This is a genomic window from Pseudoxanthomonas sp. 134C1 (genome assembly GCF_057773065.1).
Genome location: NZ_JBYMTH010000002.1, coordinates 303,332 through 316,705, shown reverse-complemented (window position 1 = coordinate 316,705; position 13,374 = coordinate 303,332). Strand labels below are relative to the sequence as shown.

The 13,374-nt window shown below is 67.3% G+C and carries 13 protein-coding genes; 9 read left to right on the top strand and 4 right to left on the bottom strand.

All coding sequences use genetic code 11. From position 1 onward, the window contains the following. Positions 1–131: 131 nt before the first annotated feature. Positions 132–923 carry a cytochrome C assembly family protein gene (locus AC3DEZ_RS05315; protein WP_488387298.1) on the bottom strand — a complete coding sequence of 264 codons (792 nt, stop codon included), beginning with the start codon at positions 921–923 and terminating at the stop codon, positions 132–134. A 121-nt stretch (positions 924–1,044) separates the two neighbouring features. Here AC3DEZ_RS05315 and ffh point away from each other — a divergent pair, with 121 nt between their 5' ends. From ffh to AC3DEZ_RS05275, 8 genes are all read left to right on the top strand, one after another. Further along, positions 1,045–2,415 (top strand): signal recognition particle protein, encoded by a 1,371-nt coding sequence (gene ffh, locus AC3DEZ_RS05310; protein ID WP_488387297.1) that lies wholly within the window; start codon positions 1,045–1,047, stop codon positions 2,413–2,415. 122 nt (positions 2,416–2,537) lie between these two features. Further along, the gene (locus tag AC3DEZ_RS05305; RefSeq protein ID WP_488387296.1) at positions 2,538–3,335 is read left to right on the top strand and encodes an aminotransferase class IV family protein; all 798 of its coding nucleotides are present in this window, start codon (positions 2,538–2,540) and stop codon (positions 3,333–3,335) included. 86 nt (positions 3,336–3,421) lie between these two features. Beyond that, positions 3,422–3,673, top strand: coding sequence for a 30S ribosomal protein S16 (gene rpsP / locus AC3DEZ_RS05300; protein ID WP_488387295.1), 252 nt, complete (start codon positions 3,422–3,424; stop codon positions 3,671–3,673). 39 nt (positions 3,674–3,712) lie between these two features. Next, complete coding sequence (gene rimM / locus AC3DEZ_RS05295; protein ID WP_488387294.1) at positions 3,713–4,240, top strand: ribosome maturation factor RimM; 528 nt, start codon at positions 3,713–3,715, stop codon at positions 4,238–4,240. Positions 4,241–4,310: 70 nt separating this feature from the next. After that, entirely contained in the window at positions 4,311–5,069 is a 759-nt protein-coding gene (trmD, locus tag AC3DEZ_RS05290; RefSeq protein WP_488387293.1) for a tRNA (guanosine(37)-N1)-methyltransferase TrmD, read from the top strand. A gap of 146 nt (positions 5,070–5,215) precedes the next feature. Beyond that, positions 5,216–5,620, top strand: a complete 405-nt coding sequence (gene rplS, locus AC3DEZ_RS05285) for a 50S ribosomal protein L19 (RefSeq protein WP_141453468.1) — start codon at positions 5,216–5,218, stop codon at positions 5,618–5,620. 117 nt (positions 5,621–5,737) lie between these two features. Continuing rightward, entirely contained in the window at positions 5,738–6,019 is a 282-nt protein-coding gene (locus tag AC3DEZ_RS05280) for a hypothetical protein (RefSeq protein ID WP_488387292.1), read from the top strand. A 4-nt stretch (positions 6,020–6,023) separates the two neighbouring features. After that, positions 6,024–6,434, top strand: coding sequence for an RNA-binding S4 domain-containing protein (locus tag AC3DEZ_RS05275; RefSeq protein WP_488387291.1), 411 nt, complete (start codon positions 6,024–6,026; stop codon positions 6,432–6,434). Between the two features lie 150 nt (positions 6,435–6,584). Here AC3DEZ_RS05275 and AC3DEZ_RS05270 read toward each other — a convergent pair whose 3' ends face one another. The 3 genes from AC3DEZ_RS05270 to mutS all read right to left on the bottom strand — a co-directional run bounded on the left by AC3DEZ_RS05270 (position 6,585) and on the right by mutS (position 12,633). Next, positions 6,585–7,196: a DUF937 domain-containing protein gene (locus tag AC3DEZ_RS05270; RefSeq protein WP_488387290.1), complete on the bottom strand. Its 612-nt coding sequence runs from the start codon at positions 7,194–7,196 to the stop codon at positions 6,585–6,587. A 182-nt stretch (positions 7,197–7,378) separates the two neighbouring features. Continuing rightward, on the bottom strand, positions 7,379–9,565 hold the full coding sequence (gene katG / locus AC3DEZ_RS05265; RefSeq protein WP_488387289.1) for a catalase/peroxidase HPI: 2,187 nt from the start codon (positions 9,563–9,565) through the stop codon (positions 7,379–7,381). A gap of 437 nt (positions 9,566–10,002) precedes the next feature. Continuing rightward, the gene (gene mutS / locus AC3DEZ_RS05260) at positions 10,003–12,633 is read right to left on the bottom strand and encodes a DNA mismatch repair protein MutS (RefSeq protein ID WP_488387288.1); all 2,631 of its coding nucleotides are present in this window, start codon (positions 12,631–12,633) and stop codon (positions 10,003–10,005) included. Positions 12,634–12,955: 322 nt separating this feature from the next. On the opposite strand from mutS, the gene AC3DEZ_RS05255 reads away from it, so the two are divergent. Then, a complete protein-coding gene (locus AC3DEZ_RS05255; protein WP_488387287.1) occupies positions 12,956–13,363 on the top strand; it encodes a hypothetical protein in 408 nt (135 codons plus the stop codon). Positions 13,364–13,374: the final 11 nt, after the last annotated feature.

The window sequence follows — 13,374 nt, the reverse complement described above, 5'->3', positions numbered from 1 at the left end:
CTTGACGGCGGAAGACGCGACCATAGCGAGGGCGGATGCGGGAAAGCGGGCGGATCCGATGGAAGCCGGCGCCGGGCGACGAACCCGGCTGCGACGACGACGAACATGGCGGCGGTACCGCCGTTGAGTGCTCAGGCGCGGTGCAGCACCTGTTCCAGCACGTACTTGCTGCCGAAGAACGCCAGCAGCAACAGGGCCATCGCGAACAGGGTCCAGCCGGCGGCCTTGCTGCCGCGCCAGCCGTAGCGCCAGCGGCCGACCAGCAGCGCGCCGAAGGCCAGCCAGGACAGCACGCTGAGCACGGTCTTGTGGACCAGGTGCTGGGCCAGCAGGTTCTCCACGAACAGCACGCCGGTCAGCAGGGTGGCGGTGAGCAGGGCGAAACCGACCGCGATGGTCCGGAACAGCAGATCTTCCAGCTCGGTCAGCGGCGGCAGGGCGCGCAGCCAGGCATGGAACTGGCGTCGCCGCAGCGCGCGTTCCTGGACCAGCAGCATGATCGCCAGCAGCGCCGCGACCGCCAGCGTGGCGTAGGCCAGCAGGGCCATCCAGGCGTGCAGTTGCAGGCGCCAGTCCAGACCGGGGGAGGGTTCGTGCCCGAACTCGTGGTAGGCGAGCAGCAGCACCGCCGCGAGCGGAAAGGCGACCACGCCCAGCGTCGCCATCCGGCCGCGCGCGCCAGCCAGCGCGGTCAGCGCGGCCATGCCCAGGCTGACCAGCGACAGCGCCGAATAGAAATGCATGTCCGGCCCGCCAGCGGTACGCCAGGCCACCAGCAGGTGGTAGCCGCCATGCAAGATCACCGCGAGCAGCGCCGGCCACAACCAGCCCCGCCGCGCGTCCAGCGCCGATTGCGCGGCCGCGCGGACCAGCAGGGCGGTGGCGGTCAGGTAGCCGAGGATGGCGATGAGAACGATTGTCATCGGCGAAGTGTCGCATAGGGCCGGAAGCGGGAACAGCGCGGCGGGCGCGGGAAAGCCGCGCGCCGGGACCTCCCGCCCCGCCGGGCTATAATCCGCGTCCGTTTTCCCAGGTTCCGTCCCCATGTTCGAGTCCCTCACCCAGCGTCTTTCCGGCACCATCGAGCGGCTGCGCGGCCGTGGCCGCCTGAGTGAGGAGAACATCCGCGAAGCCACCCGCGAGGTCCGCATCGCCCTGCTGGAAGCCGATGTCGCGCTGCCGGTGGTGCAGGCCCTGATCGAGCGCATCAAGGTGCGCGCGGTGGGCCAGGAAGTGCTCAAGTCGCTCACCCCTGGCCAGGCGCTGATCAAGATCGTCCGCGACGAGCTGACCGCGGTGATGGGTTCGCAGGCGACCGATCTGAACCTCAACGTGCCGGCGCCGGCGGTCATCCTGATGGCGGGCCTGCAGGGCGCGGGCAAGACCACCACGGTCGGCAAGCTCGCCAAGCACCTGAAGGAACGCCGCAAGAAGAAGGTCATGGTGGTCAGCGCCGACGTCTACCGCCCGGCCGCGATCGAGCAGCTCAAGACCCTGGCCGAGCAGGTGGATGTCCTGTTCTTCCCGTCCGAGGCTTCGCAGAAGCCGGAAGCCATCGTGCGTGCCGCGATTGACGATGCGCGCAAGTCGTTCGTCGACGTGCTGCTGGTCGACACCGCCGGCCGCCTGGCGATCGACGAGGCGATGATGACCGAGATCAAGGCGCTGCACGCGGCGGTCAAGCCGGTGGAAACGCTGTTCGTGGTCGACGCGATGACCGGCCAGGACGCCGCCAATACCGCCAAGGCCTTCAGCGAAGCATTGCCGCTGACCGGCGTGGTGCTGACCAAGACCGACGGCGACGCGCGCGGCGGCGCCGCGCTGTCGGTGCGCTACATCACCGGCAAGCCGATCAAGTTCATCGGCGTGGGCGAAAAGCCCGATGGCCTGGACGTGTTCCATCCGGAGCGGGTGGCCAACCGCATCCTCGACATGGGCGATGTGCTGTCGCTGGTGGAGCAGGTCGAGCAGAACGTCGATCGCGAGAAGGCCGAGAAGCTCGCCGCCAAGGTCGCCAAGGGCAAGAAGTTCGACCTCAACGACATGCGCGATCAGCTGGAGCAGATGCAGAACATGGGCGGCATCAGCGGACTGATCGACAAGCTGCCGGGCATGGGCCAGATTCCCGACCACGTGAAGCAGCAGGTCAGCCAGGGCAAGGAAGTGCCGCGGATGATCGCCATCATCGGCTCGATGACCAAGAAGGAGCGCCGCAATCCGGCATTGCTCAACGGCTCGCGCCGCGCGCGCATCGCCCGCGGTTCCGGCACCACGCCGGCCGACGTCAACAAGCTGATGAAGCAGTATCAGCAGATGGAAAAGATGATGAGCAAGATGGCCGGCGGCGGCATGAAGGGTCTGATGCGCGGCATGAAGGGCATGATGGGCGCGCGCGGCGGTCTGCCGTTCCGCTGATCCTGATGCCTCCTCCCGTGGGAGCGACGTCGGTCGCGAAATCCCGGATGTTCCACTGCCGTCGAATCGCGACCGACGTCGTTCCCATAGTGGTGTTCGACAACAACGGCTGAGACGGAACCATGCCCATCGCCCTGCTCAACGGACAGCCCGCCGACGCCGACGCGCTGCGCGCGCTGGCGGTGGTGAACTACGGTCACTTCACCGCGATGCAGGTGCGCAACCGGGCGGTGCAGGGGCTGGACTTCCATGTGGTCCGGCTGCAACGTGCCACCCGCGAGCTGTTCGGCACCGAGCTGCGACGCGAGCGCATCGTCACCGAACTGCGCGCCGCGCTGGGCGCGGGGCCGACGGACGCCTCGCTGCGATTCACCGTGTTCGCCCGCGATTTCGACTATCGGCAGCCACTGCGGCCGGTGACGCCGGACGTGCTGATCACCCTCGGACCCGCCGCCGCGGACAACAAGCCGGCGTTGCGGGTGAAGTCGTATCCCTTCCAGCGGTCGCAGCCGCACTTGAAACACGTCGGCACCTTCCCGCTGTTCCACTATCGGCGGCAGGCGCTGCTCGACGGCTATGACGACGCCCTGTTCGTCGGGCCGGACGGAACCCTCAGCGAAGGTTCCATCTGGAACCTGGGGTTCTGGGACGGCGAGGTGGTGGTGTGGCCCGAGGCGCCGGCCCTGCGCGGGACCTGCGAGCAACTGCTCCAGGCCGGACTGGCGGAGCAGGGCATTCCCCAGCGGGTGCGGCCGGTCACCCTGGCCGAAGCGGGGGACTTCCAGGCCGCGTTCGCCGCCAATGCCAGCGGCCTGCAGGCCATCCGGGGCATCGACGAGGCCGCTTATGCGACCGATCCGGCCTTCCTGGGGCGCCTGGGCGCGGCGCTGGCCAGCCAGCCCTGGGAAATCCCCGCCTAGGATCGGTTTCCTTCCGCCGTTCAATGGCTTAGAATAGCCGGCTTACCTCGCCATCCTGGCGACTGGGCAACACTGGAAATAAAGCAATGGTCAAGATCCGCCTTACCCGTGGCGGCGCCAAGAAGCGCCCCTTCTACCACATCATCGTCACCGACTCGCGCAGCGCCCGTGATGGCCGCAACATCGAGCGCGTGGGTTACTACAACCCGGTCGCCTCCGGCAACGAGAAGCGCATCGAGCTGGACATCGCCCGTGTGGACCATTGGGTGGGCCACGGTGCGCAGCTGACCGAAAAGGTCCGCAACCTGTACAAGGAAGCCACCAAGGCTTCGGCCTGAATCGTCAGGCCGCGCCCCGAGGCGCGGCCACGCTGACGCATGGATAACGAGCGCCCGCCGCGTCCCCGCAAGACCATCCTGCTGGGCCGCTTCGCGGGCGCTTTCGGTGTGCGCGGACAGGTCAAGCTGGAATCCTGGACCGAACCGCGCGACGCCATCTTCCGCTACCAGCCCTGGATTCTCCGCGAGGGCTCCGGTGCCGAGCGTGAGCTGTCGGGCGTCCGCGGCAAGGCCTCCGGCAAGCACCTGATCGCGGACGTGCCGGGCATCACCGATCGCGATGCGGCCGACGCGCTGCGAGGCATTGAAATCCTGGTCCCGCGCGATGCGCTGCCGCCGCCGAAACCCGGCGAGTTCTACTGGGTGGATCTGGAAGGGCTGCGCGTGGTGACGATCGACGGTATGGACTTCGGCACCGTCTCGCACCTGTTCTCCACGGGTTCCAACGACGTGCTGGTGGTGAAGGGGGAGCGGGAGCGCCTGATTCCCTTCATCGAACCCGATGTCATTCAATCCGTCGACTTCGATGCCCAGCGCATCACGGTCGACTGGGATCCCGAGTTCTGATCGCTGGAGCCGCTGTCGGGGCTGGGCAATACTCGGCTCCCGATTCTTGCCTTTCCCCTCCGGGCTTTCCATGCGCATCGATGTCCTGACCCTGTTTCCCGAGTTCATCGCCCAGGCCGCGGCGGTGGGCGTGGTCGGGCGCGCCCAGGAACGCGGGTTGCTGACCCTGCAGGGCTGGAATCCGCGCGACCATGCCGAGGGCGGCTACCGGCGGGTGGATGACCGTCCGTTCGGCGGTGGTCCCGGCATGGTGATGATGATCGAGCCCCTGCGCGCCTGCCTGGCGGCGGCCCGCGCCGCCGATTCCGCACCGGCGCCAGTCATCTATCTCAGCCCGCAGGGCCAGCCGCTGACCCAGCGCAAGGTCCGCGAACTGGCGGCTCGACCGCGCCTGATCCTGCTGTGCGGCCGCTACGAGGGTGTGGACGAGCGCCTGCTGGATGCCGAAGTGGACGAGGAAATCTCGATTGGCGACTACGTGCTGTCCGGCGGCGAACTGGCCGCGGCGGTGGTCGTGGACGCGGTGGCCCGCCTGCAGGACGGGGCCCTCGGGGATGCTGAATCAGCCGTTCAGGACAGTTTCGAGAACGACGGCCTGCTGGATTGCCCGCACTACACCCACCCGGCCCAGCATCCGGAACTGGGGGACGTCCCGGACGTCCTGCGCTCCGGCAACCATGCCGCCATCGCCCGCTGGCGCCGCCAGCAGTCGCTGGGCCGGACCTGGCTGCGGCGGCCGGACCTACTGGACGAGACCACCCTGTCCAAGGCCGACCGGGCCCTGCTGGCGGCCTTCCGGGCCACCCGGGACGGGCAGGACGAAAGCTAGCCAGAGCCAAGAAAAATCAGTAAGATGGCGGGCTTCCAGCGCCTGACCGGCCGGAAACCCCATAACAATATCGTGCAGCGCAATACGGCGACTGCATCAGTCATTGCTGTCGAACGACACACCCACGCATACAGAACGGTGCCACCATGAGCAGTCTCAACAAGTCCATCATCGCGGAATTCGAAGCCGCCCAGATCCAGCGTGAGCTGCCCGCTTTCGGTCCCGGCGACACCGTCGTCGTGAACGTAAAGGTGAAGGAAGGCAACCGCGAGCGCGTGCAGGCGTACGAAGGCGTGGTCATCGCCAAGAAGAACGCCGGCCTGAACTCCGCTTTCACCGTGCGCAAGATTTCGCACGGCTACGGCGTCGAGCGCGTGTTCCAGACCCACAGCGCCTCCATCGACTCGGTGGAAGTGAAGCGCCGTGGCAAGGTTCGTTCGGGCAAGCTGTACTACCTGCGCGATCTGGAAGGCAAGGCCGCCCGCATCAAGGAAGATCTGGCCGCCAACGCCGCCGCCAAGAAGGCGCGTCTGGCCGCCGCCGCCGAGTAATCCACTCGCAGGCGCCATCGCTGAACGGCCACCTTCGGGTGGCCGTTTGCGTTTGTGGCGCAGGCGGATTCGCCGATGCAGACTGTGTCCTCATTCCCGGCGCCGCGGAGCGTGACGATGCGTGGCTTCCACGGTGGGCGATGGAGCGTGGCTCTGTTGGCGGGCGTGTTGGCTGGCTGCGCCGGTGGCGATGCGATGACCCTGGATACCCGGTCGGATCTGCCGTATCCGTGGTGTGCCGACGAACTGCGCGCCGCCGCCCAGCAACCGTTGCCGGACAAGGTCACGCAGGAGCAGCGGCAGGCCGTGCGCGACTACCATGTTTCCAAGGCCTGCCAGGACGCCGGCCAGCACACCGTCACCGTTCCCTTGAGCCATCCCTTGCCACGCAAACCCTGATCCGATGAGCTCCGATTCACCTGTCGCCGCGCCTGGCGTTCGTCTCGATATCTGGCTATGGGCCGCGCGCTTCTACAAGACCCGCAGCCTGGCCAAACAGGCCGTGGAAACCGGCAAGGTGGACGTGGCGGGGCAGCGCGCCAAGCCCTCGCGCATCGTGCGTGTGGGCGATGAGCTCAAGGTCGTGCGTGGCGAGGACACCTATGGCATCCGTGTCGAAGGATTGAGCGAGCAGCGAGGCTCCGCGCCCGTGGCGCAGGCGCTGTATCGTGAAAGCGATGAATCGCGGCAACGTCGCGAAGCCGCCGCCGCCACGCGTCGCGCCGAACGCACCGGCTACCAGGCGCCGCTGTCGAAACCGGACAAACGCGCGCGCCGCCTGATCCGCGCGCTGGGCGACATCGACGCGACGTGATCACGTAGAGCGGAGCGTGCTCCGCCGAGGCGTATCGCGGAAAGGCAAACCGAGCAAGCCCGGCTCTACGGACGATGTAGAGCGGAGCTTGCTCCGTTTGGCGGCATCGGGAAAAAGGAAAAAGCAGCCGGGCAAGCCCGGCTCTGCCCGTCAGCGACCGCCACCCAGGAATCCGCTGCCGACCTTCAGCAGATCGCCCAGACCCAGCTGGCCGTCGCCATCCTGATCCAGCACCGCGCCGAGCAGGCCGCCGCCCAGGCCACCCTGCTGGCGGATCTGCTGCTGCTCCTGGCCCAGTACCTGGCTGAGCGCGCCGGGCGAATCCTGGCCGCCCTGGCTCATGCGCTGGGCGAGGAAGGCCAGCACGATCGGGGCGAGGATCTTGAGCAACTGACCGGCGCGGTTGCTGTCCAGGCCCGTGGCCTGGCCCAGGCCGGCCTCCGCACGCGGCTGGTTGCCGCCGAAGATATGGCCGAGGATGCCCGCGCCGTTGGATTCAGGCGTCGACGCGCCACCCAGGACGGAACCCAGCACGCTGCCGATATCCAGGCCGCTGTGGTTGCGCTGGAGCGCACCGAACAGCGCCTCGGCGCCCTGCGGCTGCTCCGCGTTGCGGCCGAGCGCGCCCATCAGCAGCGGCAACGCCGCGCCGACCGCGCCGGACGCCTCGGCCTGGCCGAGACCAAGCTGCTGGGAGACCTGCTGCAACGGCGCGCCCTGGAGCTGGGCGAAGAGTTCTTGCGCGAGTGACTGGTTGCTCATGACGGCCGTCCTCCTGGACGCGGGTTGGAACCACCGATGCTAGCGCCAAACTGTGACGCCGGTGGTTAACCCGGGGAGAAGACGGGCCATCCCCTCCCCGGAAGGAAACCGTCCGCCCCGGCGGAAAGGCCGGAGCGGACGGGGGGCGCGGGGCCCCAGGCCGACACCGGCCAGCCTTGTGTTCAACGCAGATCGAAGCGGTCCAGTTCCATCACCTTGGCCCAGGCGGTGACGAAATCGCGCACGAACTTCTCTTTCGCGTCCGTGCTGGCATAGACCTCGGCCAGGGCACGCAACTGGGAGTGCGAACCGAAAATGAGATCCACGCGGGTGCCGGTCCACTTGCGCTCGCCGGTCTTGCGGTCGAGTGCTTCGAACACCGTCTCGTTGTCCGAGGTGGCCTTCCACTCGGTGCGCATGTCGAGCAGATTGACGAAGAAATCGTTGCTCAGCACGCCCGTGCGATCGGTGAACACACCATGCGTCGTCTGCCCGACGTTGCCACCCAGGACACGCAGGCCGCCGACCAGCACGGCCATCTCCGGAGCGGTCAGGGTCAGCAATTGCGCCTTGTCGATGAGCAAGGACTCGGCCGGCACGCTGTACTTGCCCTTCAGATAATTGCGGAAGCCGTCCGCAGCTGGTTCCAGCACCGCGAACGATGCGATATCGGTCTGCTCCTGCGTGGCGTCGGTGCGCCCCGGCGAGAACGGCACCGCGACGGCATGGCCGGCTTTCCTGGCGGCTTCTTCGACCGCCGCCGCGCCGCCCAGTACGATCAGATCCGCGAGCGAGACTTTCCTGCCATCGGATTGCGCACCATTGAAGCCGGCCTGGATGCCTTCCAGCACCTTGAGCACCTTCGCCAGCTGCGCGGGTTCGTTGACCTCCCAATCCTTCTGCGGCGCCAGGCGGACACGTGCGCCGTTGGCGCCGCCGCGCTTGTCGGAACCGCGGAACGTGGAGGCCGACGCCCAGGCGGTGGACACCAGTTCGCCAATCGACAGGCCCGATTCGAGAATCTTCTTCTTCAGCGCGGCGATGTCCGCTTCATCGATCAGCGGGTGGTTCACCGCCGGCACCGGGTCCTGCCAGATCAGTTCCTCGCTTGGCACTTCCGGGCCGAGATAGCGCGCGCGCGGTCCCATGTCGCGATGGGTCAGTTTGAACCAGGCGCGGGCGAAGGCATCGGCGAACTGATCCGGATGCTCCATGAAGCGCCGCGAGATCTTTTCGTAGGCCGGATCGAAGCGCAGCGACAGATCGGTGGTCAGCATGTTGGGCGCGCGCCGCTTCGCGCCGTCATGGGCATCGGGGACCGTATCGGCGCCCGCGCCGTTCTTGGGTTTCCACTGGTGCGCGCCGGCCGGGCTCTTGGTCAGCTCCCATTCGTAGCCGAACAGGTGCTTGAAGAAGTCCTGGCTCCATTGCGTGGGTTTCGTCGTCCAGGTGACTTCCAGTCCACTGGTGATCGCGTCACCGGCGAAGCCGGTGCCGTGGGTGCTGCGCCAGCCCAGGCCCTGGGCGACGATGTCGTCGGCTTCCGGATCCGCGCCGACGTGCGAGGTCTCGCCCGCGCCGTGGGTCTTGCCGAAGGTGTGGCCGCCGGCGATCAGGGCGACGGTTTCCTCGTCGTCCATCGCCATGCGGGCGAAGGTCTCGCGGATGTCGCGCGCGGCGGCGACCGGATCGGGGTTGCCGTTGGGGCCTTCCGGATTCACGTAGATCAGGCCCATCTGGACGGCGGCCAGCGGGTTTTCCAGATCCCGTTCGCCCGAGTAGCGCTTGTCGCCGCCCAGCCATGCGGTCTCCGAACCCCAGTACACGTCCAGGTCCGGCTCCCACACATCCTCGCGGCCACCGGCGAAACCAAAGGTCTTGAAGCCCATGGTCTCCAGCGCGACGTTGCCGGTGAGGATCATCAGATCGGCCCAGGAAATGCGGTTGCCGTATTTCTGCTTGATCGGCCACAGCAGCCGGCGCGCCTTGTCCAGGCTGACGTTGTCCGGCCAGCTGTTGAGCGGGGCATAGCGCTGCTGCCCGCGTCCACCGCCGCCACGCCCATCGCCGATGCGATAGGTACCGGCGCTGTGCCAGGCCATGCGGATGAACAAGGGACCGTAGTGGCCGAAATCCGCCGGCCACCAGGGCTGCGAATCGGTCATCAGCGCGGCGATGTCCTTTTTCAGCGCGTCATAGTCCAGGCGCTTGAAGGCTTCGGCGTAGTTGAAATCCTTGTCCATCGGATCGGACTTGGACGAATGCTGGTGCAGCAGATCCACACGCAACTGTTCGGGCCACCAGTCGCGGTTGCTGGTGCCGCCGCCGACGCTGTGGTTGAACGGGCATTTGGCGGTTTCGAGATTCATGGACATGCTCCTTGGGCGGCGGCGGAAGAAGGAAGAAGAAACGTTCCAATGAGCGGGGCTGCGGCAGCCTGCGCGTCATGGGGAAAAGGAAGACTTGGTTGGCGTCCACACGGTGGTGGGCCGGGCACGGCGCGTCCAGGTCAACGCGGTCGTCGAAGCGAGGCAGCGCGGGTCGTGACGGGGCGGTGGAGCACGGACGTGTTCATGGCTGGCGTTTCCGTTGGCGATGAGAAGACACGGCCAGACTAGGCAGGCTCGGCGATTAATGAAAATCGTTTGTGACGAACAATCCGATAGCGCACCTCAATGGTGCGCTGCGGCAGCAGGAAGACCCGACAGGGTCACGATACGCGGCTCGCGTTACGCGCATGTTGTTGGCGCCAACGCAAACGATGCCGCACATCGCGGCATCGGATCCAAGCGCCCCGGGAGGAATTTCAGAGCAGGCTCTTGAGCCGGTACAGCGCTTCCAGCGCCTGCTTTGGGGTGAGTTCGTCGGGCTCCAGCGCGGCCAGAGCTTCCTGGGCGGCCGAAGGCACCGGCGCGAACAGGCCGATCTGTTGGGGGGCATCCAGGGATTGCGGCGCCATTGCCGAGGCATGGCTTTCGCGCCCGCGCTGTTCCAGTTCGGCCAGCCGCCGGCGCGCCTGGGCGACGGTGGCGCGCGGCAGGCCGGCGAGTGCGGCCACCTGCAGGCCGAAGCTGCGATCGGCGGGACCGTCCTTCACCGCGTGCATGAACACCAGCGTGTCACCGCGGTCGTGATCATGGTGTTCCACCGCGTCGAGATGGACATTGGCGATGCCGCTCTCGCCGCCCTCGACGGAAGCATCCGCCAGCGCGGTGAGCTCGAAGTAGTGGGTGGCGAACAGGGTGTAGCAGCGGTTCTGGCTGGCCAGATGGCGGGCGACCGCGTCCGCGAGGGCCAGGCCGTCGTAGGTGGAGGTGCCGCGGCCGATCTCGTCCATCAGCACCAGCGATTGCGCGGTGGCGTGGTGGAGGATGTAGCTGGTTTCGGCCATCTCGACCATGAAGGTCGACTGGCCGCGCGCCAGATCGTCGCCGGCGCCGATGCGGGTGAGGATGCGATCGATCGGCCCGATCTCCGCGCGCGCCGCCGGCACGAAACTGCCGATGTGGGCGAGCAGCACGATCAGCGCGTTCTGGCGCATGTAGGTCGATTTTCCGCCCATGTTGGGGCCCGTGATGATCAGCATCCGGCGCTGTTCGTCCAGATTCAGATCGTTGGGTTCGAACGGTTCCGCGCGCACCGCCTCGACCACCGGATGGCGTCCGCGTTCGATGCGCAGGCCGGGTTCGGCGACCAGAGCCGGTCGCGACCAGTCCAGCGTCTGCGCGCGTTCGGCGAAACCGGCCAGCACGTCCAGTTCGCTGAGTGCGGCCGCACAGCGCTTGAGCGGCTCCAGGTTCTGGTTGAGCGCATCCAGCAGGCCTTCGTACAGCGCCTTTTCGCGGGCCAGTGAACGTTCCCGCGCCGACAGCACCTTGTCCTCGAAGTTCTTCAGCTCCTCGGTGATGTAGCGCTCGGCATTGGTCAGCGTCTGGCGCCGGGTGTAGTGGACCGGCGCGCGCTCGGATTGACCCTTGCTGATTTCGATGTAGTAGCCATGCACGCGGTTGTAGCCGACCTTGAGGGTGGCGATGCCACTGCTTTCCCGTTCGCGTGCTTCCAGTTCGACCAGGAACTGATCCGCATGGGTGCTCAGGCGGCGCAGTTCGTCCAGATCGGCATCGAAGCCGTCGGCGATCACGCCACCGTCGACCAGTTTGAGTGCCGGGTGCGGCGCGACCGCGCGGGCCAGCAGGGTCGCGGTGTCGGTATGTTCGCCCAGTTCGGCGGCCAGTTCGGACAGGCGTGGCGATGCCACCAGGCGGGTGGAACTGGCGGCATCGCCGGCCAGGGTCTGGCGTATGTCCGGCAGCAGCGCGAGCGCGTCGCGCAGGGTGGACAGGTCGCGGGGACGGGCCGAGCGCAGCGCGACCCGGGTAAGGATGCGTTCCATGTCGCCCAGCGCGCGGAAGCGCTCGCGCAACGGGGTGTCCAGCCCGTTCTCGATCAGGCTGTCCACCGCCTGATGGCGCTCGCCGACCACGCGCCGGTCGCGCAGCGGGCGATGCAGCCAGCGGCGGAGCAGGCGGCCGCCCATCGGGGAGATGGTGGTGTCGAGCACGCCGAGCAGGGTATTGCCGGTATCGCCATCGACGCGGCTGTCCAGCTCCAGATGACGCCGGGTCGCCGCATTCATCGCGATCGCGTCGCCCGCCGATTCGGTGCGGATGGCGCCCAGGTGCGGCAGGCGTTGTTTCTGGGTTTCCTCGACGTAGCCGAGGAGGGCGGCGGCGGCACCGGTCGCCAGCGGCGATTGTTCGATGCCGAAGCCGTTGAGGTCGCGGACCTGGAAGAACTGCAGCAGCTGGCGGCGTCCGTTTTCCGGGTCGAACAGCCAGGGGGCGCGCCGGCGCAGGCCATGGCGGCCACGCACGAAGTCGGGCCAACCGTCCTCGTCCGCCAGCAGGATCTCGGCGGGCTCCAGGCGCGAGAGTTCCGCCTCCAAGCCATCCTCGCCGTCGACCTCATTGACCACGAAGCGCCCACCGGCCAGATCCGCCCAGGCCAGGCCGTAGCCCTTGCGGCCACGCGCGATCGCCATCAGCAGGGTGTCGCGGCGTTCGTTGAGCAGGGCTTCGTCGGTGACCGTGCCCGGGGTGACCACCCGCACGACCTTGCGCTCGACCAGCCCCTTGGTCTGGGCCGGATCGCCGATCTGCTCGCAGATCGCCACCGATTCGCCCATCGCCACCAGCCGGGCCAGGTACCCCTCGTAGGCGTGGTGCGGCACGCCGGCCATCGGGATGGGCGCGCCGGCGGAATTGCCGCGCTGGGTCAGGGTGATGTCCAGCAGCCGCGCGGCCTTGCGGGCGTCGTCGTAGAACAGTTCGTAGAAATCCCCCATCCGGAAGAACAGCAGCAGATCCGGATACTCCGCCTTGGCGGCGAAGAACTGTCTCATCAGGGGGGTGTGTTCCTGCGATTTGTCCTGCTTCATGGGATCTTCTGGAAAGCGCACTGCGGACCTGGGAACCCGGCGCCGCGGGCCAAGTCCATGGGCATGGCGTCGCGGGGGACCGCGCAGTGCCGGGCGAAAGGAATGAACGCGAGTTTATGGGATCGCGCCGGATCAAGGGAGATGACCTCCCGCGCTCGGGACAACCCGGCAGGGACGATGGCAGGTGACGTCGCCGCCCGACAGCACGTCGGACCGCGTGATTCGAGGAGGTAACGGATGTTGGTTCACATTGATCCGGAAGCGCGTGCGCGGGACAGGCGGTTGCTACTCTTGCTTACCCATCCCGAGTGCATCGAGTCCAATGTTCCCGCGTCTGTTGCTGGCGGTTTGTTCGGCCGTCGCTGTGTTGCTGGCCAGCACGCCATCCTGGTCGTCGGACAGTCCGGACGAAAGTCCCGATAGCGGAACCCGGCTTGACCAGCACGGGGCGATGGCGGCCTGCCGGGAAGCCGCTGGTCCGTTCCTTCGCGCACGCCATCGGGAACCGGATTCCGTGTACTACCAAGGCACCGGATTGAACGATGCGTCCGAGCCGGTGGCCATCCCGGATATCGACGCGAACTCGGCATGGACGGTCGCCCTGCCGATGACATTCACCGACCGCGAGGGCCGCCCGCGCGAATTCAGTCTCATGTGCACGTTCCGGCGCGATGGCGAGTTGCGGATGGATCTGTTGTCGTCCGAACCCTGGCCGGTTTCCGACCGATAACGGGCGGGGCG

Bases quoted from the DNA above. Each gene is read 5' to 3' on its own strand.
- ffh (WP_488387297.1), top strand. From the start codon at position 1,045: ATGTTCGAGTCCCTCACCCAGCGTCTTTCCGGCACCATCGAGCGGCTG.
- rimM (WP_488387294.1), top strand. From the start codon at position 3,713: ATGGATAACGAGCGCCCGCCGCGTCCCCGCAAGACCATCCTGCTGGGC.
- katG (WP_488387289.1), bottom strand. From the start codon at position 9,565: ATGAATCTCGAAACCGCCAAATGCCCGTTCAACCACAGCGTCGGCGGC.
- AC3DEZ_RS05315 (WP_488387298.1), bottom strand. From the start codon at position 923: ATGACAATCGTTCTCATCGCCATCCTCGGCTACCTGACCGCCACCGCC.
- rpsP (WP_488387295.1), top strand. From the start codon at position 3,422: ATGGTCAAGATCCGCCTTACCCGTGGCGGCGCCAAGAAGCGCCCCTTC.
- AC3DEZ_RS05270 (WP_488387290.1), bottom strand. From the start codon at position 7,196: ATGAGCAACCAGTCACTCGCGCAAGAACTCTTCGCCCAGCTCCAGGGC.
- AC3DEZ_RS05280 (WP_488387292.1), top strand. From the start codon at position 5,738: ATGCGTGGCTTCCACGGTGGGCGATGGAGCGTGGCTCTGTTGGCGGGC.
- mutS (WP_488387288.1), bottom strand. From the start codon at position 12,633: ATGAAGCAGGACAAATCGCAGGAACACACCCCCCTGATGAGACAGTTC.
- AC3DEZ_RS05275 (WP_488387291.1), top strand. From the start codon at position 6,024: ATGAGCTCCGATTCACCTGTCGCCGCGCCTGGCGTTCGTCTCGATATC.
- trmD (WP_488387293.1), top strand. From the start codon at position 4,311: ATGCGCATCGATGTCCTGACCCTGTTTCCCGAGTTCATCGCCCAGGCC.
- AC3DEZ_RS05255 (WP_488387287.1), top strand. From the start codon at position 12,956: ATGTTCCCGCGTCTGTTGCTGGCGGTTTGTTCGGCCGTCGCTGTGTTG.
- rplS (WP_141453468.1), top strand. From the start codon at position 5,216: ATGAGCAGTCTCAACAAGTCCATCATCGCGGAATTCGAAGCCGCCCAG.
- AC3DEZ_RS05305 (WP_488387296.1), top strand. From the start codon at position 2,538: ATGCCCATCGCCCTGCTCAACGGACAGCCCGCCGACGCCGACGCGCTG.